The sequence below is a fragment of the Hymenobacter profundi genome (assembly GCF_019334315.1).
GTDB classification, from domain to species: Bacteria; Bacteroidota; Bacteroidia; order Cytophagales; family Hymenobacteraceae; genus Hymenobacter; species Hymenobacter profundi.
On record NZ_JAHWGL010000006.1, the window covers coordinates 57,256 to 81,456 of the forward strand.

20 protein-coding genes and 4 tRNA genes are annotated in these 24,201 nt (G+C 50.5%); 3 read left to right on the top strand and 21 right to left on the bottom strand.

Annotated features, from left to right (window positions below; genetic code table 11):
- Positions 1-14: 14 nt before the first annotated feature.
- The 18 genes from fusA to KYK14_RS03220 all read right to left on the bottom strand — a co-directional run bounded on the left by fusA (position 15) and on the right by KYK14_RS03220 (position 20,542).
- The gene (gene fusA / locus KYK14_RS03135) at positions 15-2,159 is read right to left on the bottom strand and encodes an elongation factor G (RefSeq protein WP_219156807.1); all 2,145 of its coding nucleotides are present in this window, start codon (positions 2,157-2,159) and stop codon (positions 15-17) included.
- A gap of 99 nt (positions 2,160-2,258) precedes the next feature.
- A complete protein-coding gene (rpsG, locus tag KYK14_RS03140) occupies positions 2,259-2,726 on the bottom strand; it encodes a 30S ribosomal protein S7 (protein WP_044515484.1) in 468 nt (155 codons plus the stop codon).
- Between the two features lie 92 nt (positions 2,727-2,818).
- On the bottom strand, positions 2,819-3,247 hold the full coding sequence (gene rpsL / locus KYK14_RS03145; protein WP_185281368.1) for a 30S ribosomal protein S12: 429 nt from the start codon (positions 3,245-3,247) through the stop codon (positions 2,819-2,821).
- A 230-nt stretch (positions 3,248-3,477) separates the two neighbouring features.
- A complete protein-coding gene (locus tag KYK14_RS03150) occupies positions 3,478-3,810 on the bottom strand; it encodes a DUF3467 domain-containing protein (protein WP_208309539.1) in 333 nt (110 codons plus the stop codon).
- Positions 3,811-3,904: 94 nt separating this feature from the next.
- Positions 3,905-8,254 carry a DNA-directed RNA polymerase subunit beta' gene (gene rpoC / locus KYK14_RS03155; RefSeq protein ID WP_219156808.1) on the bottom strand — a complete coding sequence of 1,450 codons (4,350 nt, stop codon included), beginning with the start codon at positions 8,252-8,254 and terminating at the stop codon, positions 3,905-3,907.
- 338 nt (positions 8,255-8,592) lie between these two features.
- Positions 8,593-12,459 carry a DNA-directed RNA polymerase subunit beta gene (gene rpoB / locus KYK14_RS03160; RefSeq protein WP_219156824.1) on the bottom strand — a complete coding sequence of 1,289 codons (3,867 nt, stop codon included), beginning with the start codon at positions 12,457-12,459 and terminating at the stop codon, positions 8,593-8,595.
- Between the two features lie 219 nt (positions 12,460-12,678).
- A complete protein-coding gene (rplL, locus tag KYK14_RS03165; protein ID WP_185281371.1) occupies positions 12,679-13,056 on the bottom strand; it encodes a 50S ribosomal protein L7/L12 in 378 nt (125 codons plus the stop codon).
- 64 nt (positions 13,057-13,120) lie between these two features.
- On the bottom strand, positions 13,121-13,675 hold the full coding sequence (gene rplJ, locus KYK14_RS03170) for a 50S ribosomal protein L10 (protein WP_185281372.1): 555 nt from the start codon (positions 13,673-13,675) through the stop codon (positions 13,121-13,123).
- A gap of 17 nt (positions 13,676-13,692) precedes the next feature.
- Positions 13,693-14,388, bottom strand: a complete 696-nt coding sequence (gene rplA, locus KYK14_RS03175; RefSeq protein ID WP_185281373.1) for a 50S ribosomal protein L1 — start codon at positions 14,386-14,388, stop codon at positions 13,693-13,695.
- A gap of 20 nt (positions 14,389-14,408) precedes the next feature.
- Entirely contained in the window at positions 14,409-14,852 is a 444-nt protein-coding gene (gene rplK, locus KYK14_RS03180; RefSeq protein WP_185281374.1) for a 50S ribosomal protein L11, read from the bottom strand.
- Positions 14,853-14,975: 123 nt separating this feature from the next.
- On the bottom strand, positions 14,976-15,536 hold the full coding sequence (gene nusG, locus KYK14_RS03185) for a transcription termination/antitermination protein NusG (protein WP_187320316.1): 561 nt from the start codon (positions 15,534-15,536) through the stop codon (positions 14,976-14,978).
- A 12-nt stretch (positions 15,537-15,548) separates the two neighbouring features.
- Positions 15,549-15,743, bottom strand: a complete 195-nt coding sequence (gene secE, locus KYK14_RS03190) for a preprotein translocase subunit SecE (RefSeq protein ID WP_185281376.1) — start codon at positions 15,741-15,743, stop codon at positions 15,549-15,551.
- Between the two features lie 51 nt (positions 15,744-15,794).
- Positions 15,795-15,865: transfer RNA gene (locus KYK14_RS03195), tRNA-Trp, on the bottom strand.
- 114 nt (positions 15,866-15,979) lie between these two features.
- Positions 15,980-17,167 carry an elongation factor Tu gene (gene tuf / locus KYK14_RS03200; RefSeq protein WP_149069446.1) on the bottom strand — a complete coding sequence of 396 codons (1,188 nt, stop codon included), beginning with the start codon at positions 17,165-17,167 and terminating at the stop codon, positions 15,980-15,982.
- Positions 17,168-17,332: 165 nt separating this feature from the next.
- A tRNA-Thr gene (locus tag KYK14_RS03205) sits at positions 17,333-17,404 on the bottom strand.
- Between the two features lie 88 nt (positions 17,405-17,492).
- Positions 17,493-17,565 (bottom strand) — tRNA-Gly (locus KYK14_RS03210).
- A 66-nt stretch (positions 17,566-17,631) separates the two neighbouring features.
- Positions 17,632-17,711, bottom strand: a tRNA-Tyr gene (locus KYK14_RS03215).
- A gap of 236 nt (positions 17,712-17,947) precedes the next feature.
- A complete protein-coding gene (locus tag KYK14_RS03220) occupies positions 17,948-20,542 on the bottom strand; it encodes a M1 family metallopeptidase (RefSeq protein WP_219156809.1) in 2,595 nt (864 codons plus the stop codon).
- Positions 20,543-20,642: 100 nt separating this feature from the next.
- On the opposite strand from KYK14_RS03220, the gene KYK14_RS03225 reads away from it, so the two are divergent.
- The 3 genes from KYK14_RS03225 (at position 20,643) to frr (ending at position 22,634) form a co-directional block, all read left to right on the top strand.
- Complete coding sequence (locus tag KYK14_RS03225) at positions 20,643-21,146, top strand: acyl-CoA carboxylase biotin carboxyl carrier protein subunit (protein ID WP_185281377.1); 504 nt, start codon at positions 20,643-20,645, stop codon at positions 21,144-21,146.
- 62 nt (positions 21,147-21,208) lie between these two features.
- Positions 21,209-21,970 (top strand): UMP kinase, encoded by a 762-nt coding sequence (gene pyrH / locus KYK14_RS03230; protein ID WP_185281378.1) that lies wholly within the window; start codon positions 21,209-21,211, stop codon positions 21,968-21,970.
- Positions 21,971-22,070: 100 nt separating this feature from the next.
- Positions 22,071-22,634: a ribosome recycling factor gene (gene frr / locus KYK14_RS03235; RefSeq protein WP_219156810.1), complete on the top strand. Its 564-nt coding sequence runs from the start codon at positions 22,071-22,073 to the stop codon at positions 22,632-22,634.
- An 86-nt stretch (positions 22,635-22,720) separates the two neighbouring features.
- Here frr and nadD read toward each other — a convergent pair whose 3' ends face one another.
- Genes nadD through KYK14_RS03250 form a run of 3 tightly spaced genes read right to left on the bottom strand, consistent with a single transcriptional unit; the run spans position 22,721 to position 24,186 of the window.
- Complete coding sequence (nadD, locus tag KYK14_RS03240; protein WP_219156811.1) at positions 22,721-23,311, bottom strand: nicotinate (nicotinamide) nucleotide adenylyltransferase; 591 nt, start codon at positions 23,309-23,311, stop codon at positions 22,721-22,723.
- A complete protein-coding gene (gene gmk, locus KYK14_RS03245) occupies positions 23,308-23,892 on the bottom strand; it encodes a guanylate kinase (protein ID WP_219156812.1) in 585 nt (194 codons plus the stop codon). The genes nadD and gmk overlap by 4 nt, the downstream gene beginning before the upstream one ends.
- Before the next feature lie 9 nt (positions 23,893-23,901).
- Positions 23,902-24,186 (bottom strand): hypothetical protein, encoded by a 285-nt coding sequence (locus KYK14_RS03250; RefSeq protein ID WP_185281382.1) that lies wholly within the window; start codon positions 24,184-24,186, stop codon positions 23,902-23,904.
- Positions 24,187-24,201 lie beyond the last annotated feature (15 nt).

Consider the following 24,201-nt stretch of genomic DNA (forward strand, 5'->3'; position numbering starts at 1 on the left):
ATGTGAAAGCGGAATTAACGAATGGTATTACCTTTTTGCTTGGCGATGATACCATCAGCCAAGTTGTTAGGTACCTGATCGTAGTGCGAAAAGGTTAGTGAGGCTGAAGCACGACCTGACGTGATAGTACGCAATGAGGTTACGTAACCGAAAAGCTCTGACAGAGGAACGTCAGCTTTCACTACGTTAGCACCGCCTTTGGTATCCATACCCTTCATAATGCCACGACGGCGGTTCAGGTCACCCGTTACGGAGCCGGTGTACTCGTCTGGTGTTACCACTTCTACCGCCATAATTGGCTCAAGCAACTTAGGTCCAGCTTGACGAGCAGCATCGCGGAATCCACCACGCGCAGCAAGTTCAAACGAGAGAGCATCGGAGTCTACATCGTGGTACGAACCGTAGAACAGACGCACCTTCATGTTATCCAAGGGGAAGCCAGCCAATGGGCCGTTTTTCATAGCTTCTTCAAAACCCTTTTGTACCGGTGCGATAAATTCGCGGGGGATTACACCACCCGTGATATCGTTCACGAACTCTAGGCCAGGTTTCTCCGGATCGGTTTCTTTCGGACCGAGTTCGAATACAATGTCGCCGAACTTACCACGGCCACCTGTCTGTTTCTTATACGTTTCGCGATGTTCTACTTTCTTAGTTAGAACCTCCTTATATGCAACCTGTGGAGCACCTTGGTTGATTTCAACCTTGAACTCACGACGCATACGGTCAATGATAATCTCAAGGTGTAGCTCACCCATACCACGCAATACAGTCTGTCCCGTTTCAGGGTCAGTTTGTACCGACAAGGTAGGATCTTCTTCTACAAGTTTGGCAATAGCCATACCCATTTTGTCAACGTCAGCCTGAGTTTTTGGCTCAATAGCGTAACCGATAACGGGCTCAGGGAACGACATCGACTCTAGTACTAAAGGCTTACCTTCAGCAGTCAGCGTATCACCAGTCTTAATGTCTTTGAAGCCTACACCAGCAGCAATATCACCCGCCTGAATTTTTTCTATTGGGTTCTGCTTATTGGAGTGCATCTGCATCAGACGCGAGATGCGCTCTTTCTTCTGCGTACGGTTGTTGAACACGTACGAGCCGGCATCAAGTTGACCGCTGTAGCAACGGAAGAAGCATAGACGTCCTACGAAAGGGTCAGTAGCAATTTTAAATGCTAGCGCAGTGAAGGGTTCATCATTATCAGGGTGACGCTCTACCTCTTCACCGGTATCAGGATTCGTACCGATAACAGCGGGCATATCTAGGGGAGATGGAAGGTAGGCCATTACGCCATCCAGCATCGACTGCACACCTTTATTCTTGAAAGCTGAACCGCACATTACGGGCGAGAACTTCATATCAATAACCGCCTGACGGATAACAACCATCATTTCTTCGCGGGTAATGCTCTCCGGATCTTCGAAGAACTTCTCCAATAGACGGTCGTCGTATTCAGCTACGCTTTCAATCAGCTTTTGACGCCATTCAGCTACGGTATCTACCAAATCCTCAGGAACCGGAATCTCATGATAGGATTTGCCTTGAGTAGCGTCATCCCACACGATAGCTTTACCAGTTAGCAGATCAACTACGCCCTTGAACGTATCCTCAGCGCCAATCGGGATTTGCAATGGTACTGGGGTAGCACCTAGCTTCTCCTTAATTTCGTTAACTGCTTTGAAGAAGTCAGCACCAGCGCGGTCCATCTTGTTAACGAAACAGATGCGAGGTACTTTATACTTGTCAGCCTGACGCCATACTGTTTCCGACTGTGGCTCTACACCCGACACAGCGCAAAACAATGCTACAGCACCGTCTAACACGCGCAACGAGCGCTCTACCTCTACCGTAAAGTCAACGTGACCCGGGGTATCAATGAGGTTGATTTTGTATTGTTTGGTCTCAGGAGTTGGGTCGCCTTGCTCGTTCGTAGGATAGTTCCAGAACGTAGTAGTTGCGGCCGAGGTAATAGTGATACCGCGCTCCTGCTCCTGCTCCATCCAGTCCATCGTGGCAGCACCTTCGTGCACTTCCCCGATTTTATGGGTTTTGCCGGTATAGTAGAGAATGCGCTCCGAAGTCGTGGTCTTACCGGCGTCGATGTGCGCCATAATCCCGATGTTCCGGAGGAATTGCAGGTCTTTATTAACAGCCATTGCTTTATTAAGTGTTATTTAAGTGCTTAGGGTCTTGGGCACCTAGTAAGCTTCAAAGAGAAAACTAAGTTCCTAAGACCCTAAGTCCTTAACAACGATTTAGAATCGGAAGTGCGAGAAGGCTTTGTTGGCTTCAGCCATACGGTGGGTGTCATCTTTTTTCTTGACAGCAGCACCTTCGCCTTTAGCAGCAGCAATAATTTCACCAGCCAGCTTGTCTTTCATGGTTTTCTCACCACGACGACGAGCATATTGGATCAACCACTTCGAACCAACAGCAATGCGACGGTCAGCGCGAACTTCGATCGGCACTTGGAAGGTAGCACCGCCTACACGGCGGCTCTTCACTTCTACAGTTGGCATCACGTTGTTCAGGGCTTTACGCCACATTTCCAGACCACTTTCCTTCGTACGCTGCTCAACTAGCTCGCAGGCATCGTAGAAAATAGTGTATGCTAGGTTTTTCTTTCCGTCATACATCATGTAGTTGACGAAACGGGTTACCAGCGTCTCCTTGTATTTGGGGTCAGGCAGGAGAATGCGCTTCTTCGGTTTTGACTTTCTCATAGTATCAGAAGTGAGTAAAGAGAAGTGAGAAGTGAGATAAGAGCCATAGTTTGGCACTCACCTCTCACTTCCAACTACTCATCTCTTAGTATTTACTTTTTCTTACCTGGTGCTGGTTTGCCGCCTTTGCCGGCTGCGGGAGCTTGGCCTGGCTTCGGACGCTTAGCGCCATACTTCGAACGACGCTGCAAACGGCCGTTTACACCGGCGGTATCGAGAGCGCCACGGATGATGTGGTAACGCACACCTGGCAAGTCTTTCACACGGCCACCACGGATTAGCACGATGCTGTGCTCCTGCAGGTTGTGGCCTTCACCGGGAATGTAGGCGTTAACTTCTTTGCCGTTGGTCAGGCGCACGCGGGCAACTTTACGCATAGCCGAGTTCGGCTTCTTAGGCGTAGTGGTGTATACACGGGTGCAAACGCCGCGGCGCTGCGGGCACGCATCAAGGGCCGGCGACTTTGACTTCGTCGTCAGCTTCTCGCGGCCTTTACGTACTAATTGGTTAATGGTAGGCATCTACGGAATGGTTTGTCCAGGAGGGTCTTCTCCCAAAAAATTAGGCTTGCAAAGGTAGAGAAAGTGTTTTGAAATAGCAAACAGGTTGAAATAGTTTGTCTTAGAGAAATCACGAGAATACCTTTTTCTAACCTGCCATCCTTTCTTCACCCCTACCCTACTACACAAAAAGCAATGCTACAGATTCCGCTCAACAAGAAATCCATACCTGTTATATAAGCTTCGGCTAGCTATGCCTCCCCCATCGTCCCTCCAAAATTCATCGGAAAGCTTGGCATCTCGGGTTGCGAATTAATAGGGCCAAATGTCTGTTCGAAGCGTTCTACGTTATCGGCCAGTGCGGCGAGTAAACGCTTGGCATGCTCTGGCGTGATAACAATACGAGCTTTCACTTTAGCTTTAGGTAGGCCCGGCATCAATCGGATAAAGTCGATAACGAACTCGCTACTGCTATGCGCAATCATAGCCAAGTTGGCGTACTGACCCTCAGCAATGTCTTCGGGCAGCTCTATATTGATAGCATTTGGATCTTGCGGAATGCTGGGGTCTGATGGGTGACTCATGTTGAAGCGGAAGATGAAGGATCAAAATTACTAAAAACAAAACGACCGGTCGGATTACTCCAACCGGCCGTTTTTTATTCAAGATCTTATCGGATTACTCCGATACCGACTCACGCTTGGCACGTGACGCCCGCTTGGGAGCTACGACTTCTTCAGTTGCCCGAGCGTTCTGCAACGCTTCGAGTTCCTCCTTCGAGCCTACTACCTGGCGCGTGTATTCGCGCAAGCCAGTACCGGCCGGAATGAGGTGACCTACGATTACGTTCTCCTTCAAGCCCAGCAGTTCGTCGGCCTTGCCACGGATGGCAGCTTCCGACAGCACCTTAGTCGTTTCTTGGAAGGAAGCAGCCGAGATGAATGACTGTGTACCTAGCGAAGCCTGTGTGATACCCTGGAGGGTAGGACGCGATACAGCGGGCTGAGCCTCCCGTACCTCCACCAGTTTCAAGTCACGACGACGGAGCGACGAGTTTTCATCGCGCAGCTTACGAGCCGATACAATCTGGCCGGGGCGCATGTTGGTCGAATCGCCGGCTTCCGTTACCACCTTCATGTCGATGATGGTATCGTTCTCCTCCATGAAAATCACCTTGTCTATTACTTGGTGCTCCAAGAAGCTAGTGTCGCCTGCATCGAGAATCACAACTTTCTGCATCATCTGGCGCACTACCACCTCAATGTGCTTATCGTTGATTTTTACACCCTGCAAACGGTACACTTCCTGAATCTCGTTCACGAGGTACTCTTGCACTGCGCCTGGACCCTGAATGCTCAGAATGTCGTTCGGAGTGATAGCACCATCGGAAAGCGGCATACCGGCCCGGATAAAGTCGTTGTCCTGCACTAGAATGTGCTTCGACAGCGGCACCATGTATTTCTTCTTCACGCCGTCTTTCGACTCAACGAAGATTTCACGGTTACCACGCTTCACCGTACCGTAGCTCACTACACCATCAATTTCCGATACAACGGCCGGGTTTGAGGGGTTACGAGCCTCGAATAGTTCCGTAACGCGAGGTAGACCACCGGTAATGTCGCGGGTTTTACCCACGGCACGCGGAATCTTAGCGAGGATGTAACCTGCTTTGATTTTCTGACCATTCTCCACGTTCAAGTGAGAGCCTACTGGTACACTGTAGCCTTTCTGAGACTCGTCAGCGTCCTTCTTGCCCGACTTAACGATGATAGACGGGTTCTGGGTCTTGTCGCGTGACTCGATGATTACCTTCTCACGGTGACCTGTCTGCTCGTCCGACTCTTCACGGTAGGTTACGCCTTCCGTAATCGAATCGTACTGAATCGTACCGTCAAACTCAGCCAGAATTACCGCGTTATACGGATCCCAGTTATTGAGCTCTTGGCCTTTCTCAACTTGCTGACCTTCGTCGACGAGCAGGAAAGAGCCATACGGGATGTGGTGCGAGATAAAGACCTTACCAGTACCTGGTTCCACAATACGAATCTCGCCTGAACGGCCCATCACAACTTTCACTGACTCGCCTTCGGCATTAGCAGTGTCTACTGTGCGGACATCTTCAAATTCGATTACACCATTGAACTTAGCACGTGTGCTAGCTTCTACCGCGATATTAGAAGCCGTACCACCTACGTGGAACGTACGCAGCGTCAGCTGGGTACCAGGCTCACCGATTGACTGAGCAGCAATAACACCTACCGCTTCACCCTTCTGGACCATACGGCCCGACGACAGGTTACGACCGTAGCACTTGGCGCAGATACCACGTTTCGATTCGCAGGTCAGTACCGAACGGATTTCCACCGATTCGATGCTGGTCTGATCGATGCGACGCGTCACCTCTTCGGTGATTTCGTCGCCAGCCGTCAGGATTACTTCATCGGTTAAAGGATCGATGATGTCGTGTACTGCTACCCGACCCAGAATACGCTCAGCCAACGATTCTACGATATCCTCGTTGTCTTTCAGTGCGAAAGTCTCGATGCCGCGCAGTGTGCCGCAGTCTACCTCATTCACGATAACGTCCTGCGATACGTCTACCAGACGACGCGTCAGGTAACCGGCGTCAGCCGTTTTCAGTGCCGTATCGGCCAGACCCTTACGAGCACCGTGGGTAGAGATAAAGTACTCGATTACGTCCAAGCCTTCTTTGAAGTTGGACAGAATCGGGTTTTCGATAATCTCTCCTACCGAACCCTGCAATGACTTCTGTGGCTTAGCCATCAGACCCCGCATACCGCCAAGCTGACGGATTTGTTCGCGTGAACCACGGGCACCGGAGTGCATCATCATGTAAATCGAGTTGAAGCCCTGGTTCTCCTTCTCGAGGCGACCCATGAGGGTTTCAGTGATTTGGTTGTTGATACGCGTCCAGATGTCGATAACCTGGTTGTAACGCTCGTTGTCCGTAATCAGACCCATCTGGTAGTTCTGGGTCACGGCTTTCACGTCGTTCTGAGCTTGCAGAATCAGCTCGTCCTTCTCCTGTGGAATCTGGATATCACCCAGACCCATCGACAGACCACCTTTGTAAGCCGACTGGAAACCCAGCGTCTTGATGTCGTCGAGGAATTGTGCGGTACGGGCCATGCCGGTCCGCTTGAACACCAGCGAGATGATTTGCTGAAGTTTCTTCTTAGTCAGCAGTTCGTCTACGAAACCTACCTCCTCAGGTACGAGTTGATTGAATAGCACACGACCAGCAACGGTTTCGATGATTTTGGTAACGAGGTTGTCGTCTTCATCACGAACCTTCGTACGCACCTTGATATAAGCGTGCTTCGAAAGTTGCTTTTCGTTGATGGCAATTACTACCTCCTCATCCGAGTAGAACATCCGGCCTTCGCCTTGGATCTTCTCGTCGTCGGTCGAGCGCTTGCCTTTAGTTACATAGTACAGACCTAGAACCATGTCCTGCGACGGTACCGCGATGGGCGCGCCGTTAGCAGGGTTCAGGATGTTGTGCGAAGCCAACATGAGCATAGAGGCTTCCAAGATAGCAGCAGGTCCCAGGGGAACGTGCACAGCCATTTGGTCACCGTCAAAGTCAGCGTTGAAGGCCGTACAAACAAGTGGATGCAGCTGGATAGCCTTACCCTCGATGAGGCGCGGCTGGAATGCCTGGATACCCAAACGGTGCAGGGTAGGAGCACGGTTCAAGAGCACAGGATGGCCTTTCAGCACATTCTCCAGAATATCCCATACTACAGCATCCTTACGGTCAACGATTTTCTTCGCTGATTTCACCGTTTTCACAATACCGCGCTCAATGAGCTTACGGATGATGAACGGCTTGAACAGCTCGGCAGCCATATTTTTAGGAAGACCGCACTCGTGCAGCTTCAACTCAGGACCTACCACGATAACCGAACGACCAGAATAGTCGACGCGCTTGCCGAGCAGGTTTTGGCGGAAGCGGCCCTGTTTGCCTTTCAGCATGTCAGACAGCGATTTCAGCGCACGGTTGCCCTCAGCACGCACGGCATTCACCTTACGCGAGTTGTCGAACAGTGAGTCTACAGCTTCCTGCAGCATGCGCTTCTCGTTCCGCAGAATTACCTCAGGAGCCTTGATTTCAATCAGGCGCTTGAGACGGTTGTTGCGGATGATAACACGACGGTACAGATCGTTCAAGTCGGAGGTAGCAAAGCGACCACCATCCAAGGGCACGAGTGGGCGCAGTTCCGGCGGAATCACCGGCACCATGCGGATTACCATCCACTCAGGCTTGTTCTCGATGCGGGTAGCGGCGTCGCGGAATGCTTCCACTACGCGCAGACGCTTCAGAGCCTCAGCCTTCCGCTGCTGCGATGTTTCGTGGGCAGCAGAGTCACGTAGAGAGTAGGACAGCTCATCCAAGTTGGTACGCTCGAGCAGCATTTGCAGCGCGTCAGCACCCATCTTGGCGATGAATTTGTTCGGATCTTCGTTAGGCAGCATCTGGTTCTCGCGGGGGAGACGGTCGATGATGTCCAGGTACTCGTCTTCCGTGAGGAAGTCAAGTTGCTGTACGCCTTCTTCAGCCAGAATACCCGGCTGCACTACAGCGTAACGCTCGTAGTAGATAATCTGGTCGAGCTTCTTGGTGGGTAGGCCCAGCAGGTAGCCGATCTTGTTAGGTAGGGACTTGAAGTACCAGATATGCGCAACGGGCACCACCAATTCGATGTGGCCCATCCGCTCCCGGCGTACTTTCTTCTCGGTTACCTCCACACCGCAACGGTCGCAGATGATACCCTTGTAGCGAATCCGCTTGTATTTGCCGCAGTGGCATTCCCAGTCCTTCACCGGACCGAAGATTCGCTCGCAGAATAGACCGCCCATTTCGGGCTTGTACGTCCGGTAGTTGATCGTCTCAGGTTTCACTACTTCACCGTTCGACCGCTCCAAAATGGATTCGGGCGAAGCCAGCGAAATGGTAACTTTCGAGAAGTCCTGTACCAGTTTCTTGTTTTTTGCAAACGCCATGTAGGGTAGCTGTTGTTAGCTGTTGGCTTGTATCTGTTTGTTGGTTCCGCTAGTCTTAAGACAGGTCGGAAAGAACATAACAGTTCGACTCTGCGAAAAGTGCTCTGCGGGTCGGATAGGTACGCCGCGCAGTAGTTTTCCGCCAGGTCTTACTAGTTGGTTGATTCAAAAGCTGAATCGAATTGCGGCCAACTACCACCGAGGATGAATGCTGTTCTGACCATATCTCGGAACAACGCCGGCAGCGGCTGTTATCGGTTTCCCGAACCGCGGGTATTCTAACTGACTTGAAAAGTGGCTGCCGATACCGAAATATCAGCAGCCACCGCTTTCAAACTTTAATCAAGCGTGATTTCCAAAGCCAGACCGCGCAACTCATGAATGAGTACGTTGAAGGACTCGGGGATATTCGGCTTGGGCAGTACGTCGCCTTTTACAATTGCTTCGTACGCCTTGGCACGGCCAATCACGTCATCCGACTTCACTGTGAGGATTTCCTGTAGCACATTGGATGCACCGAAGGCCTCCAACGCCCACACTTCCATCTCACCGAAGCGCTGACCACCAAACTGCGCCTTACCACCCAGCGGCTGCTGCGTGATGAGGGAGTACGGCCCGATAGAACGAGCGTGCATCTTATCGTCAACCAAGTGACCCAGCTTCAGCATGTAGATCACACCGACCGTTACAGGCTGGTCAAACCGGTCACCCGATAAGCCATCGTGGAGATAAGCACGACCCCAATCAGGCAGGCCAGCTTCGGTCAGTTCTTTCGCTACTTCATCTTCGGTAGCACCGTCGAAAATTGGGGTAGCATAAGTGCGACCCATTTTCAACCCGGCCCAGCCAAGAACGGTCTCGTAGATCTGACCGATGTTCATGCGGCTTGGTACACCTAGTGGGTTCAGCACAATGTCCATCGGCGTGCCATCAGGTAGGAAAGGCATGTCCTCGTCGCGCACGATACGGGCTACTACACCCTTGTTACCGTGACGACCGGCCATCTTATCCCCTACCTTCAGCTTACGCTTTTTGGCGATGTATACCTTGGCCAACTGCACGATACCAGCAGGCAACTCGTCGCCTACCTCCAGCGTGAACCGGTCGCGCTTGAAGCGGGCTGTGATAGTGTTGCGGCGCTTCGCATAGTTTTTCACTAGCTCAGCCAACATGCTGTTTACCTTCTCGTCGGCTGTCCAGCCTTCCAAGATGAGATCTTTGAACATGTTTACCTCTTCCGGCACAGCGTAATTGCTCTCATCCTTATAAGGGTTTTTGTCTGGAAAGAGAGCATCAGTGATGTTCTTCTTGCCAAACTTGGCACCCTTTGTCAGGATTTCATCGCCAAACTTGTGCTTCACGCCTTGCGACGTTTTGCCGTCGAGCAATTGCACCAGCTTGTCGATCATCACAGCTTTTACACCACGAAGCTCTTTAGCGTAAGAGTCCTTCAACTCTTCCACTTCCTTCTTCGACTTGGCACGTAGGTTCTTATCTTTCTTCGGACGCGAGAACAGCTTCGTGCCAATTACTACCCCGTTCAAGGATGGCGGCGCCTTAAGCGAGGCATCTTTCACATCGCCGGCTTTGTCACCAAAGATGGCGCGGAGCAGCTTTTCCTCTGGCGTCGGATCCGTTTCACCCTTCGGCGTAATCTTACCGATGAGAATGTCGCCTTCACGAACCTCAGCCCCCAGACGGATGATACCGTTGTCGTCGAGGTTACGTACAGCTTCTTCACTTACGTTTGGAATCTCCGACGTCAGTTCTTCTTCGCCGCGCTTAGTCTCACGCACCTCCAATTCAAACTCCTCAATGTGAATCGAGGTGAAGATATCGTCGCGCACTACACGCTCCGAGATGACAATAGCATCCTCGAAGTTGTAACCCTGCCATGGCATAAAGGCCACCTGCATGTTGCGTCCAAGTGCTAACTCGCCGTTGTTAGTGCCGTAGCCTTCACACAGCGGCTCTCCTTTGCTCACGCGCTGACCGCGCTTCACAATAGGTGAAAGGTTAATGCAAGTATCTTGGTTCGTGCGACGGAACTTGATCAGATCGTAGGTGATACGCTCCGCATCAAAGCTCACGAGGATGTCATCAGCCGTCAGATCATATTTCACAATGATCTTGTTGGCATCTACATAATCGATTACCCCGTTACCTTCAGCTACTACCAACGTCCGCGAATCGATTGCCACACGGCCTTCCAGGCCTGTACCAACGATAGGTGCAGTCGCTTTCAGCAACGGTACAGCCTGACGTTGCATGTTCGAACCCATCAGGGCACGGTTAGCATCGTCGTGTTCGAGGAAAGGAATCAGCGAAGCAGCTACCGATACAATCTGGTTCGGTGCTACGTCCATGTAGCTATACTCGTCAGGACCTACTACCGGGAAGTCACCCTCGAAACGGCCTTTCACCAGCTCGTTTACGAAGTTACCCGAATCATCCAAACGGGCGTTTGCCTGCGCGATGTGGTGGGTATCTTCTTCCTCAGCCGTCAAGTACTTCACGTTCTCAGTCATGTCGACCTTACCGCTTTCTACCGTACGGTAGGGCGTCTCAATGAAGCCCATCGAGTTTACGCGAGCGTGCACACATAGCGACGAAATCAGACCGATGTTCGGACCTTCCGGCGTCTCAATCGTGCACAAACGACCGTAGTGTGTGTAGTGTACGTCACGTACTTCGAAACCAGCACGCTCCCGCGACAGACCTCCCGGCCCCAGTGCCGATACGCGACGCTTGTGCGTCACCTCAGCCAATGGGTTGGTCTGGTCCATAAACTGCGACAGCTGGTTGGTACCAAAGAACGAGTTGATAACTGACGACAAAGTCCGGGCGTTGATTAGATCGACCGGCTTGAAGTCTTCGTTATCACGCACATTCATGCGCTCCTTGATGGTACGCGCCATACGAGCAAGGCCTACCCCAAATTGGGCATAGAGCTGCTCCCCTACTGTGCGTACCCGGCGGTTGCTCAAGTGGTCAATGTCATCGACAATGGCCTTCGAGTTGATCAACCCGATCAGGTATTTCACGATAAGTACGATATCCTCGTTGGTCAGCACACGAGCTTCCCAGTTGGTATCGATACCCAGCTTCTTATTGATACGGTAGCGGCCTACATCGCCAAGGTCGTAGCGCTTATCCGAGAAGAACAGTTTTTGGATGATGTCGCGAGCCGTCTCTTCATCAGGTGCCTCCGTGTTACGGAGCTGACGATAGATTTGCTCTACGGCTTCTTTCTCCGAGTTGGAGTTATCCTTTTGCAGCGTATTATAAATAATTGCGTAGTCCGCAATATTCACGTTCTCGCGGTGCAGAATAACCGACTTCGTACCCGAGTTGATGATTGTGTCGATGTCCTCGTCTTCAATAGTCGAGTCACGCTCCAGCAATACCTCGTTCCGGTCGATAGACACTACCTCACCGGTATCTTCATCTACGAAGTCTTCTGTCCAAGTGCGGAGCACCCGAGCGGCCAGCTTACGACCTACAGCCTTCTTCAGAATCTTCTTATCAGCCTTCACCTCCTCCGACAATCCGAATAGATCCAGAATGTCTTTGTCCGTACCATAGCCGATAGCACGTAACAGGGTAGTAACCGGGAATTTCTTCTTCCGGTCAATATATGCATACATCACGTTGTTCACGTCCGTGGCAAATTCAATCCACGAACCTTTGAACGGAATGATACGAGCAGAATATAGTTTCGTACCGTTGGTATGCTTGCTTTGCGCGAAGAATACACCCGGCGAACGGTGCAACTGAGATACAATTACACGTTCTGCTCCGTTAATGACAAAAGAGCCTTTTTCGGTCATGTATGGGATGTTTCCCAAAAACACTTCCTGCTCAATTGTCTCAAAATCTTCGTTGTCCGTATCGTTACAGATAAGGCGCAATTTTGCTTTCAATGGCACTGAATAAGTCAGGCCACGGTCAATACATTCATCCACCGAATACTTCGGAGGGTCAATGTGATAATCAATAAACTCCAGAACGAAATTCTCGCGCGAGTCCGAAATAGGGAAGTTCTCCGCGAACACCTTGAACAACCCTTCATCGGTGCGGTTCTCGGCGGCCGTCTCCAACTGGAAGAAATCCTGGAACGACTGCAACTGCACGTCCAGGAAATCCGGATACTCAATAACCTTTTTAATCTTGGCGAAGTTGATCCGCTCGTAGGCTTTCTGCAAAGCCGTTTCTTTCGGTGTAGCCAATGGGTAGGGGTTTATAAAATGGACACTGAGAGGGCACTTGATAACTCAACTACAGCCCTATGCGTTTAGCCACGAAAAGCCGCAAAGCGGCGCGTAAAAGGACTTTCGTAAAGTTTATTACCTACAAACAGGAAAAGACCTGGCTTAGTTGCCAGGCCTATCCTTATTTGTGAGGTAAGATGCTAGGCAGCAGAATTACTTAACTTCTACTTCAGCGCCAGCTTCTTCCAGTTGCTTCTTCAGCGAATCGGCTTCGTCTTTAGCCACGCCTTCTTTCAGAGGCTTGGGAGCACCGTCAACCAGTTCTTTGGCTTCTTTCAAGCCCAGACCAGTCAGGTCTTTCACCAGCTTCACAACAGCCAGTTTCTGACCACCAGCAGCCTTCAGAATTACGTCGAACGACGTTTTCTCTTCAGGAGCCTCAGCAGCAGCAGCGCCACCACCAGCAGCAGCTACAGGAGCAGCAGCAGCCGGCTCGATGCCGTACTCGTCTTTCAGGATAGTAGCCAGTTCGTTTACTTCTTTCACCGTCAGGCTAACGAGCTGCTCAGCGAATGCTTTCAAATCTGCCATTTCTGTAGATTGTTAAAAAAGAGTTGTTGAATTATAAATTGAAAGTGAAAAAGATGAGCAGCGGTTAGCCTGCAACCTCTTCTTTTTCGGAAAGCGTTTTGAGGAGACCAGCCAGAATGTTGCCACCGCTCGACAGAGCAGAAATAACGTTTTTGGCAGGCGACTGCAGAAGGCCAATAACCTCACCGATAAGCTCATTTTTGCCTTTCAGCGTCGAGAGCGTATCCAGTTGATTAGCGCCGATGTAGATGCTTGCATCAATGTAAGCACCTTTAAATGCGGGCTTTGGCTCTACGTTCTTGCCGTAGTTCTGCGCCTTGTAGAAATCCTTTAGCAATTTGCCAGGAGCATTACCAGCCTCTTTCGAGAACAGTACGCCCGACTGGCCTTTCAGAGCTACGTCCATTTCTGCAGTGTCACCGCCGAGAGTATCGAGGGCTTTGCGGATGAACGTATTCTTATAGACCTTATATTCCAGACCGCGCGTGAAGCACAGGCGACGGAACTCGTTGATTTTTGCCACCGACATTCCCGAAGCATCGGCAATGTAGAACGCGTTGTGCGATTGAAACTTCTCGCTCAACTCGTCGACGAGGGCTTGTTTTTCTTCCCGGGTCATATCGTTTTGATTGTAGTTTAAGCGGAAGTAACCGAAGTATCAACCGGAACGGCTGGGCTCATCGTGCTCGACAGCGTGATGCTCTTGATGTAAGTTCCTTTAGCCGAAGAGGGCTTCAGGCGCTGCAGCGTTTGAATAACCTCGATAGCATTTTCAGCTAGCTTTTGGTCATCAAAAGACACTTTACCTACTGAGCAGTGAATGATACCGGTTTTGTCAACTTTAAAGTCGATTTTACCAGCTTTCACTTCTTGTACTGCTTTCGCTACATCAGTCGTTACCGTACCCGACTTAGGGTTTGGCATCAGACCACGAGGACCCAATACCCGGCCTAGACGACCAACCTTAGCCATTACAGCAGGCATAGTGATGATAACATCGATATCCGTCCAACCTTTCTCGATTTTCGAGATGTAATCGTCAAGACCAACGAAATCAGCACCAGCAGCCGTAGCTTCAGCTTCCTTATCGGGAGTTACTAGGGCCAGTACACGAACAGTTTTACCAGTACCGTGGGGCAACGTAGCTACGCCACGCACCATTTGGTCGGCTTTACGGGGGTCAACGCCCAGACGAACATCGATATCAACAGAAGCGTCGAATTTGGTATAGGTGATATCCTTTACCACTTTAGCAGCTTCTACTAGATTACGAACCTGCGTCAGGTCGTGCTTAGCAAGGGCTTCCTTGCGCTTTTTGCTAACTTGTGCCATGTTGATTCTGCTTCGTTTAATTAGTTAGCGAAAGGAGAATCCCCTTTGATGGTGATACCCATGCTGCGAGCCGTGCCGGCTACCTGGCGCATAGCTGCTTCCACTTCGAAAGCATTTAGGTCAGGCATTTTAGTTTCGGCAATGGTGCGAACCTGGTCCCACGATACCGAGCCTACCTTGTTGCGGTTGGGCTCTTTCGAACCGCTCTGGAGCTTTGCAGCGTCCATCAGCAGTACGGGCACCGGTGGTGTTTTCACCACGAAGTCGAACGACTTATCGGTGTACATGGTAATCAGTACCGGACAAACTTGGCCAGCCTTATCCTGGGTCCGCGCATTGAACTGCTTGCAGAACTCCATGATGTTAAGGCCTTTGCTACCAAGTGCAGGTCCTACCGGCGGTGCAGGGTTTGCAGCGCCTCCCTTTATCTGAAGCTTCAGATAACCTCTAATTTCCTTGGCCATTTGGTTTAAAAAGGCTTCCGTTCCTTGCGTGGTAACACACGCGAAACGTCAGTTGAAAAGTGCTCCTGTGTGGAAGCCCCGCCGGTCGGAGCGAATAACCAGCGACGTATTGTATATACAGTCTTAAGACTCTTTCTCTACCTGGGTGTAGCTCAACTCCATGGGAGTGCTTCGGCCAAATATCTTCACGATAACGTTGAGCTTCTTCCGCTCTTCGAATACCTCGGAAACCGTACCAGAGAAGCCGTTGAAATTGGTATCTATGATTTTCACCAAGTCCCCTACGATGAATGGAGTTTCCAGCGTAGCTGTCTGCTCTTCCGTCTCGTCCACGATACCCAGAATACGGTTTACCTCTGACATACGAAGCGGTACTGGTTTGCCAGCTGTATTCTTACCCTCGTTTTCGCTGAGAAAACCGATCACACCAGGCGTGCTTGTGATGATGTGGTCTACTTCGCCATGCGACAAATCAGCATGAATCAGGATATAGCCAGGAAAGAAGTTACGCTCACGTACGCGCTTTTTACCATTGCGCATTTCGTAAACTTTCTCTGCTGGAATCAGTACTTCGGGCACTAACTCAGAAAGGCCATGACGTCCTATCTCTGTTTCGAGATAGGTTTTGGCTTTCTTTTCTTGCCCGCTAACTGAGCGTACTACATACCATTTCAACTCTCCCATTTCTTCTACTGCTTAACGGAACGAGTTGTAAAATGCTTCCAAACCTGTTTTGAAAATGATATCCATGATACCAACAACAGCAGCAAATACCAGCGAACCGATCAGCACTAAACCAGCGCTCTTCTGTAATTCCGACGAAGTTGGCCACGTTACTTTGTAACGCATTTCCTCCGTGGTATCGCTAAAATATTTCGTCAGCTTGCTCATGGTTAGGACCGGGTTTGGCTGAAATAGATGCGGTCTAATGACCAAGTAAAGCACGGGCGGAGAGATTCGAACTCCCATCAAAGGTTTTGGAGACCTCTATTCTACCCTTGAACTACGCCCGTAGAATATTTCCCAGCAAACTTTCGTTTTAATTGGGAGTGCAAATGTACAGTAATCTATAGACAAAACAAATCCGCCCCCGAAAAAATCGGAGGCGGATTGTCTTAATTCAGAGATTAGTCGAGGATTTCGGTCACCTGACCGGCACCTACCGTACGGCCACCTTCGCGGATAGCGAAACGCAGGCCTTTCTCCATCGCTACCTTGTTGATCAGTTCAACCGTGATAGTGATGTTGTCGCCAGGCATTACCATTTCAACACCTTCGGGTAGGGTAATGATACCCGTTACGTCAGTGGTGCGCAGGTAGAACTGGGGACGGTAGTTGTTGAAGAACGGGGTGTGACGACCGCCTTCTTCTTTCGACAGAACGTATACCTCAGCCTTAAACTTTTTGTGAGGAGTTACCGAGCCGGGCTTGCAGATAACCATACCACGACGGATGGCTTCTTTCTCAATACCACGGAGCAATAGACCTACGTTGTCACCGGCTTCGCCACGGTCCAGAATCTTGCGGAACATCTCAACACCAGTCACAGTCGACTTCAGACCTTCAGCACCCATGCCGAGGATGTCAACTTGCTCACCCGAGTTGATGATACCACGCTCGATACGACCAGTAGCAACCGTACCACGACCCGTAATAGAGAATACGTCCTCTACGGGCATCAGGAAGGGCAGGTCGGTCAGACGAGCTGGGATTGGAATGTACGAGTCAACAGCAGCCATCAGTTCCTCGATCTTAGGAACCCAGTTAGCGTCGCCGTTCAGGCCACCCAGAGCAGAGCCTTGGATTACAGGAATGTTATCACCGTCGAAGTCATAGAACGACAGCAGTTCACGGATTTCCATTTCCACCAGCTCGAGGAGCTCGGGGTCATCCACCATGTCTACTTTGTTCATGAATACTACCAGCTGAGGAACACCTACCTGGCGAGCCAGCAGGATGTGCTCACGGGTTTGGGGCATCGGACCATCGGTGGCAGCTACCACGAGGATAGCACCGTCCATCTGGGCAGCACCTGTTACCATGTTCTTCACGTAGTCAGCGTGACCAGGGCAGTCAACGTGTGCGTAGTGACGATTTTCGGTAGCGTACTCTACGTGGGCAGTGTTAATCGTGATACCACGCTCTTTTTCTTCAGGAGCGTTGTCGATCGACGAGAAGTCACGCTTAGCGGCCAGACCTTTGTTCGCCAGTACCGTCGTGATAGCAGCAGTCAGGGTGGTTTTGCCGTGGTCGACGTGCCCGATCGTACCGATGTTCACGTGCGGTTTGGAACGATCAAAATTTTCTTTAGCCATTGTAAAGAGATTAGAGGAATTTTGTAGTAAAGTGGGGAAAAACGCGGTGAAGCTATACTCAAAGAAAGCGAAACACAGCTCCGTTTAGTAGGGACTGCACGTCGCTTTACTCTATCCATAGCGCCAACTACTCAATTACTGAGTAAGTTGGTACTCGTCATTCTGAGCCATTTATGGGATTTGAACCCATGACCTCTTCCTTACCAAGGAAGTGCTCTACCACTGAGCTAAAACGGCTAATATTGTTTGAAACCTAAACGCCTTACAGAAAACAACAGCAACCTGCTTGATCGTTTGATTCCACTTTCACGGTGTGAAAGTAAAGAGCGGGAGACGAGGTTCGAACCCGCGACCTGCAGCTTGGAAGGCTGCCGCTCTACCAACTGAGCTACTCCCGCGTAGAAGTAATTTAAGGAAATGGTGCCTGAGTGAAATCACTCAGGCACTAAATCATTATTTCACTGTGGGGGTAACAGGACTCGAACCTATGAACCCGAAGGAGGTGAGTTACAGTCACCCGCAATTGCCGCTATGCGATACCCCCAGTTAAAAACGCTCCGTCTGAGCTGTCTTTTTCACCCTTTCTGTTCTATCGTTGTGCGGTAGCTTTCAAAAGGAGTTGCAAAATTAACGGGTTTCTGATGTAAGTCAAGCCTTACTTCCAGAAAGAGCTAATATTTTTTTTGCTGTCGTGCCCTTACTTCCCTTTATGTAAGCGATAAGACTTTGATTCTGTTTTAGATGCTGTATCATTTTACCTGGCCTAAAAATCTGAAAAAATTATTGCAACATCGTATAGATGGTAGCTAGGTTCTTATCCTTTTCACGGCTTCGGATGTCCTGCAAGGTGAGTTTTACATTGGGGCTGCTCGGTACCAGCATGCTTAGTCCCTTGTATGCTCCAAGTCGGGCGTATTGATTGGGATAGGAACGGGCAATTGTTTCGAGGCGGGCAATGCCTTTATCGCGCTCTACTGGTGGCATGCGTAGCATTAGTGTAGCAAAGTTTTGCAAGAACTGATATAGCGCTTCATTGCGCACGTCGTTGCTTCGCCGTAAAAACCACTCATACTGGTCAGCAGTGCCATTGAGGGCGAAGTAGTTGGACACAGCATCTATAAGCGCAGCATTTTTGGTTTCCTGTAGCGCAGTAATCTCTTTTAATGAAGTGACAGTAGGCGCCTTAGCCAAAGCGTTAACCGCCGCGCTTGCTACTGCATAAGAACTGTCTGTGAGAGCAGCAGTGTACAATTGGCCGTAGTCTTCGTTTTGGAAGGAAGCAAGAGAGTTGATAGCGGCAGCTCGCACTTGAGTTTTAGGGTCGTTGGCAGCCACCTTTTGCAGATCTTTCCGTATGGCAGTCCCTTCTGAGCCTTTATAGCGTCGCAATGCCTCTACGGCTGTTTGTCGCACGGCCCAGAAGTCGTCGCTCAGCGCGTTGCGCAGCATGGCACTTACGGGCAACTCCATCGTCTTGCCGCGCAGAAGGGTAATAGCTTCGTACTTCTGCAGGAAGTTTTGCGCATGGTAGAATTGATACAGCAACTCCTCCGTAGAGCGCTCTTCCTCTATTTCAGCCAACAATTGTCCAGTAGCATCAAACTTTACTAAAGCAGGTCGTTGACTGACTGGCAAGGCGAATGTTTGATCCGCTTTGGTGACTGTGATACGATGATTGACCGGTTGGTTATTAACCCATGTGGTAACCGTAACTGGCAATTGGTAGATGGGCGAGAAGGTAGAATCCTGTACCTGTCGCACCCGCAACGCTACTTGATTTCCGGCATAAGAATGCGTAATCTGCAACTCAGGGTGTCCCCGCTTTAGAAACCATTGGTCAAAAAACCACATCAAATCTTCGCCCGTCACTTCCTCAAAAGCAAGCCGAAGCTCCGCTATTTCTACAGACGAAAGCTTGTTGCGGGTTAAGTAACGGTTGAGCGAGGCGAAGAATGCTTCGTCGCCTACGTATTGCCGTAGCATGTGTAGCACCCGCCCCCCTTTACTGTAGGAATGCCGGTCAAACATATCTTCCCGGTCGGCATAGTGATAGCGAATGAGAGGCTCGCGTTTAGTCTGAGACTCTTCCAAGTATGCCATTAGCGCTTTTTGTTGTACCAGAGCGGCTTCAGCCGGGCCATATTTGTGTTCGGCCCACAGGAACTCAGAATAGTCAGCGAAGGCCTCGTTGAGTGGCAGGTTAGACCAAGACTCGCTGGTTACGTAATCGCCAAACCACTGGTGGAACAGCTCATGTGCTACCACCGACTCTGGCTCGTAGGTGATATCCAGCAGTTCGCGCGGCGTAAACTGAGTGATCTTATCCTGAAATGTGGAAGCAGTCGTGTTTTCCATCGCACCCGATACAAAATCGTGTACGGCTACCTGCGCATATTTTTCCCAAGGAAACTCTACTCCCAGTTTGGTTGAAAAAAACTCCAGCATCTCGGGCGTATGACCAAAGACAGCCTTCGCCGTGGTGCTATAAGGTGGATCAACGAAGTACTCGACGGATTTGCCTCGCCATGTATCACTAACAACGGCAAACTCGCCCACAGCCAGCATAGTAAGGTAGGGAGCAGCGGGTAGGGCTTGCTTCCAAACGTCTGTACGAGTTCCATCTGCGTTTTTTCGAGATGAAATCAGCAGACCATTGGACATAGTGCGAAACTTATCCTCCACCGTCAGCGCAATTTCCTGAGTCATGCGCTGGTTGGGCTTGTCGATGGTAGGAAACCAAGCTGAATTCGCCTCCGTTTCGCCCTGAGTCCAGATTTGCCGAGGCTTGTTCTTATCGGTGCCGAGTGGGTTGATGAAATACAACCCCTTGTTGCTGGTAATAGCTGCGCTGCCACTCGCTGGTAATTCGTTGGGCTTGGCAACGTAGCTGATACGTACTTGGTAAGCCTCCGTGCGGGGGTAGCTACGATCCAGTGTTATCGTCAGCTTCTGCTTATCGTATGCGTACGTGAGGTTTTTTTCCTTGCCGTTCACCAATAGACGCACCGATTTGACTTCGAAGCCCTTTGCATCAAGTACTACTTGGTTTTGAGGGTAGAAGTGCGGCCGCAACGTAAGCGTGGCCGTGCCTAACAGCCACTGCTTTGCCCAGTCGAAACGTACATCTAGCTTGGTGTCCAGCACGTTGGTAACAACTGTAGCTGCTGGTTGCACCGGATTGTCTGGTGGAAGCCACGAAGGAATAATAACGATATCCTGCTTTGGCGTAACTGCCGGAGCTTCGTTGGCGGCCGGCGTTTTATGGCGCGTGCCGTTCTTATCGGTATCTGGTTTTCCGGCCTTGCCCGTCTGGGCCAAAGTAAGGCCACTATGAAGCAGCACTACGCTAAGCAAGCCAAGAACTCGGTACTTCATGTAACTAATCAACGAGGGAATGAAACCTCAATTTCTGGATTTATTTCAAATTTGGCCTATCTTTAAGCCCCTTTAGCTCGTCCTATTTCTTCCTTCTTTTATGCTACAGGTACAGACCGGTCCGGCCCAAAATTGGGAAGTTGATTTCCGTGCCAACGACAACATTCTGCTGAACGGTGAGCCTTTTGCATGGGACATTGTAGCACTCGGCCAACAACGATACCACATTTTGTATCGGGGTAGTTCTTTTGTTGCGGAAGTGTTGGAGGCAGACTATGCTACCAAGACAATTCGCTTGCAACTCAATGGCCAAATAGTAGAGATACAGGCAAAAGACCGCTTCGATCTGCTATTGGATAAGCTGGGAATGAGCGCTGCTGCCAGTCAAAAAATAAATGAGCTGAAGGCACCCATGCCGGGCCTGATTGTAGACGTGCGTGTAACTCCGGGACAATCTGTCCAGAAAGGCGACCCGCTGCTGGTGCTGGAAGCTATGAAGATGGAAAACATTCTGAAAGCTCCCGGCGATGGCACCATAGCAGCCATTAAGGTGAAGCTGCGCGATAACGTCACGAAGGGACAAGTATTGATTCAATTTTCTTAATGCAGTGGCCGATGGATTTCTTCTATCGGCCACTCGTTTTTTAATCTTAATATTTCCTCGTTTTGAAGTACAACCGAATCCTGCTGAAACTGAGTGGCGAGGCCCTGATGGGGGAGCAACAATACGGTATTGACGCCGTGCGCCTCATGCAGTATGCCGAAGAGATAAAAGCCGTAGCGGCCACGGGCACACAGGTAGCCGTGGTGATTGGTGGAGGCAACATTTTTCGGGGAGTGCAGGCTGCTGCTTTCGGGCTCGACCGGGTGCAAGGCGACTATATGGGGATGTTGGCCACCGTTATCAATTCAATGGCCCTGCAAAGTGCGCTGGAGAAACTGGATGTAAGTACGCGTCTACTCTCTGGCCTTACCATCCAGCAAGTGTGTGAGCCCTACCTGCGGCGGCGGGCGTTGCGGCACTTGGAAAAAGGTCGGGTTGTGATTTTCGGCGCGGGCATTGGTTCGCCCTACTTCACCACGGACTCGGCGGCCTCGTTGCGTGCGATTGAGATAGAAGCCGATGTAGTCTTGAAAGGCACCCGTGTAGATGGCATTTATACGGCCGATCCGGAGAAAGACCCTACAGCAGTGCGCTACCCAGAAATCACCTTCGATGAAGTGATGGCCAAAAACCTTAATGTAATGGATATGACAGCCTTCACGCTCTGCAAGGAGAACAACCTGCCCATTATCGTGTTCGACATGAACAAAACCGGCAACCTACAACGCCTCATTGAAGGCGATACAATAGGTACGCTGGTAACCATGAAAGGCCCTAGTACCGTACAGAATCCGGGTGATAGTGAATTGCAGCCCATTCTGTAACTCCATACATTTCCGTTGAAAACGGACGGCAACCCATCCTTGCAGCTTTCTTACGCAACAAGCCGCCTGTTTTAACTTCTTAACCTAACACTTTTAACCAATGGACGAAGAAATTCAGTTTTACCTAAGCGAAGCCGAAGAATCGATGGGTAAAGCCCTAGAACACACTGGCGTGGAACTAAGCCGCATTCGGGCGGGTAAAGCCAGCCCAGCCATGCTCGATTCGCTGCGGGTAGACTACTATGGCACACCTACCCCCGTGGCGCAGGTAGCCAACATTTCGACGCCGGATGCCCGCACGCTTTTCATTAAGCCTTGGGAGAAAAACATGATTAGCGAGGTGGCCAAAGCTATTAAGAATAGCGACCTGGGCCTCAATCCGCAATCCGATGCGGAAGGCGTACGGCTCAACATTCCGCCCATGACGCAAGAGCGTCGTCGCGACTTAGTGAAGCAAGTTAAAACCGAATCGGAAAGCGGCAAAGTGCGCATCCGGGGTATTCGCAAAGATGTAAACGACTCGTTGCGCAAACTGCTGAAAGAAGGTGCTTCTGAGGATGCTGTTAAAGATGCCGAAGCCAAAGTGCAAAAGGCTACTGATTCTTACATTGTGCGAGTAGATGAACTCGTTAGCAAGAAGGAAGCAGAAATTATGACTATCTGAGGACGCTTTTACGTCAATGAAAAAGCCCCCGCACCGAATAGTGCGGGGGCTTTTTCATTGAAAAACTTTTTTGATTTTTTGCTAGTTTATTCTTGCCAATAGCGCTGTTCTTGAATGCGCTTCTCCACTCCGGCAGGTACTAAGTAGCGAATAGATTTACCCGCACGTACACAATCGCGCACGAAAGTGGCCGATATATCCAGTAGCGGTGCATCTACGATGCGCACATTTGCCGGGCTAGCTATTGCGGTAGCCTCAATACCCGGCCGTGGATACACATAGATTTCATATTCGGCCATGATACGGTCAGCAGCTTTCCAGCGGGGTAGGCCGGGTAGGTTGTCTTCCCCCATCAGCAACACAAACCGATGATGGGGATAGTGCTGATGCAACTCCTCCAACGTATCGATGGTATAGTTCGGCTTAGACATAGAAAATTCTACGTCTGAAACTTTTAGCTGGTCGTTGCCTGCAATGGCTGCTTCTACCAGTTCGTACCGAGCACGTTCTGGCAGCAGCTCCTGCCCTACCTTAAATGGGCTCTGAGGCGACACAATCAGCCACACCGCATCGAGGTCAGTGTGTGTGGCCATGAAATGCGCCAGAATAAGGTGCCCGGTGTGGATAGGGTTGAAAGAACCAAACAACAAGCCTACCTTCGGATCAACGGCACTCACAGCACGTTAGGGGTGGTAGCGATGAAATTGCGCACCAGTCGTTCAGCTTCGTCCGTAGCCTCATCCAAGTTGTCGTTGACAACGGTTACATCGAACCGGTCTTCAAACGTCAACTCAAATTCAGCCTTATACAAACGGCTGGAAATGCTGGCAGCTGAATCGGTAGCGCGACCTCGCAAACGAGCTTCTAAAGCCTCCACGGAAGGTGGTTTCACAAAAATGGCTAGTGCCCGATCCTTATAGAACTCCTTGATGCTGAGACCACCCTTTACGTCCACATCCAAAATGGCGTAGCGGCCGGTAGACCATATTCGCTCTATTTCAGATTTCAGAGTGCCATAAAACGCACCTTCGTACACCTCCTCCCACTCCACAAATTCATCGTGACGGATTTTCTCCTGAAACTCCGTCACGGAAATGAAGTGGTAGTCCTTGCCGTTGGCTTCGGTTCGACCGCGTCGGTCACGGGTGCACGCTGAAATAGAGAAGCTTAGCTCCGGAATCCTATCCATGAGCCGGTGAACAATCGTGGTTTTACCGGCTCCGGAAGGCGCTGAAAAGACAATAATTTTACCCTGCATCGGGCAAAATTAGGCCATTTTCACTTGCAAACGGTTCATAATAGCTTCTGGTAGCGAAGAAGGAGCACCTTTGCGGCCTACATGCTGCGCCAGAAAATCAATGAAGATGTGTTGCTTATCGATGCTATCGAAGCAGGGCGAGCAATCTTCGGCGTGGCTGATGAAGTACTCTTCATCTTCCAAGCTAGGGTCGTTGCCCACAATAATTTGGTCGAGAATCGTGTTTACACGTTCACAATCGGGGCCATCCGTAGCGGCAGTCTGGGGGCTTAGGGGCGTAGCAGTTGGTTTCATAACAGTGCCTGAAAG

Coding starts and splice junctions, on each gene's coding strand:
- fusA (WP_219156807.1), bottom strand. CDS start 2,159: ATGGCTGTTAATAAAGACCTGCAATTCCTCCGGAACATCGGGATTATG.
- rpsG (WP_044515484.1), bottom strand. CDS start 2,726: ATGAGAAAGTCAAAACCGAAGAAGCGCATTCTCCTGCCTGACCCCAAA.
- rpsL (WP_185281368.1), bottom strand. CDS start 3,247: ATGCCTACCATTAACCAATTAGTACGTAAAGGCCGCGAGAAGCTGACG.
- KYK14_RS03150 (WP_208309539.1), bottom strand. CDS start 3,810: ATGAGTCACCCATCAGACCCCAGCATTCCGCAAGATCCAAATGCTATC.
- rpoC (WP_219156808.1), bottom strand. CDS start 8,254: ATGGCGTTTGCAAAAAACAAGAAACTGGTACAGGACTTCTCGAAAGTT.
- rplL (WP_185281371.1), bottom strand. CDS start 13,056: ATGGCAGATTTGAAAGCATTCGCTGAGCAGCTCGTTAGCCTGACGGTG.
- rplJ (WP_185281372.1), bottom strand. CDS start 13,675: ATGACCCGGGAAGAAAAACAAGCCCTCGTCGACGAGTTGAGCGAGAAG.
- rplA (WP_185281373.1), bottom strand. CDS start 14,388: ATGGCACAAGTTAGCAAAAAGCGCAAGGAAGCCCTTGCTAAGCACGAC.
- rplK (WP_185281374.1), bottom strand. CDS start 14,852: ATGGCCAAGGAAATTAGAGGTTATCTGAAGCTTCAGATAAAGGGAGGC.
- nusG (WP_187320316.1), bottom strand. CDS start 15,536: ATGGGAGAGTTGAAATGGTATGTAGTACGCTCAGTTAGCGGGCAAGAA.
- secE (WP_185281376.1), bottom strand. CDS start 15,743: ATGAGCAAGCTGACGAAATATTTTAGCGATACCACGGAGGAAATGCGT.
- tuf (WP_149069446.1), bottom strand. CDS start 17,167: ATGGCTAAAGAAAATTTTGATCGTTCCAAACCGCACGTGAACATCGGT.
- KYK14_RS03220 (WP_219156809.1), bottom strand. CDS start 20,542: ATGAAGTACCGAGTTCTTGGCTTGCTTAGCGTAGTGCTGCTTCATAGT.
- KYK14_RS03225 (WP_185281377.1), top strand. CDS start 20,643: ATGCTACAGGTACAGACCGGTCCGGCCCAAAATTGGGAAGTTGATTTC.
- frr (WP_219156810.1), top strand. CDS start 22,071: ATGGACGAAGAAATTCAGTTTTACCTAAGCGAAGCCGAAGAATCGATG.
- gmk (WP_219156812.1), bottom strand. CDS start 23,892: ATGCAGGGTAAAATTATTGTCTTTTCAGCGCCTTCCGGAGCCGGTAAA.
- KYK14_RS03250 (WP_185281382.1), bottom strand. CDS start 24,186: ATGAAACCAACTGCTACGCCCCTAAGCCCCCAGACTGCCGCTACGGAT.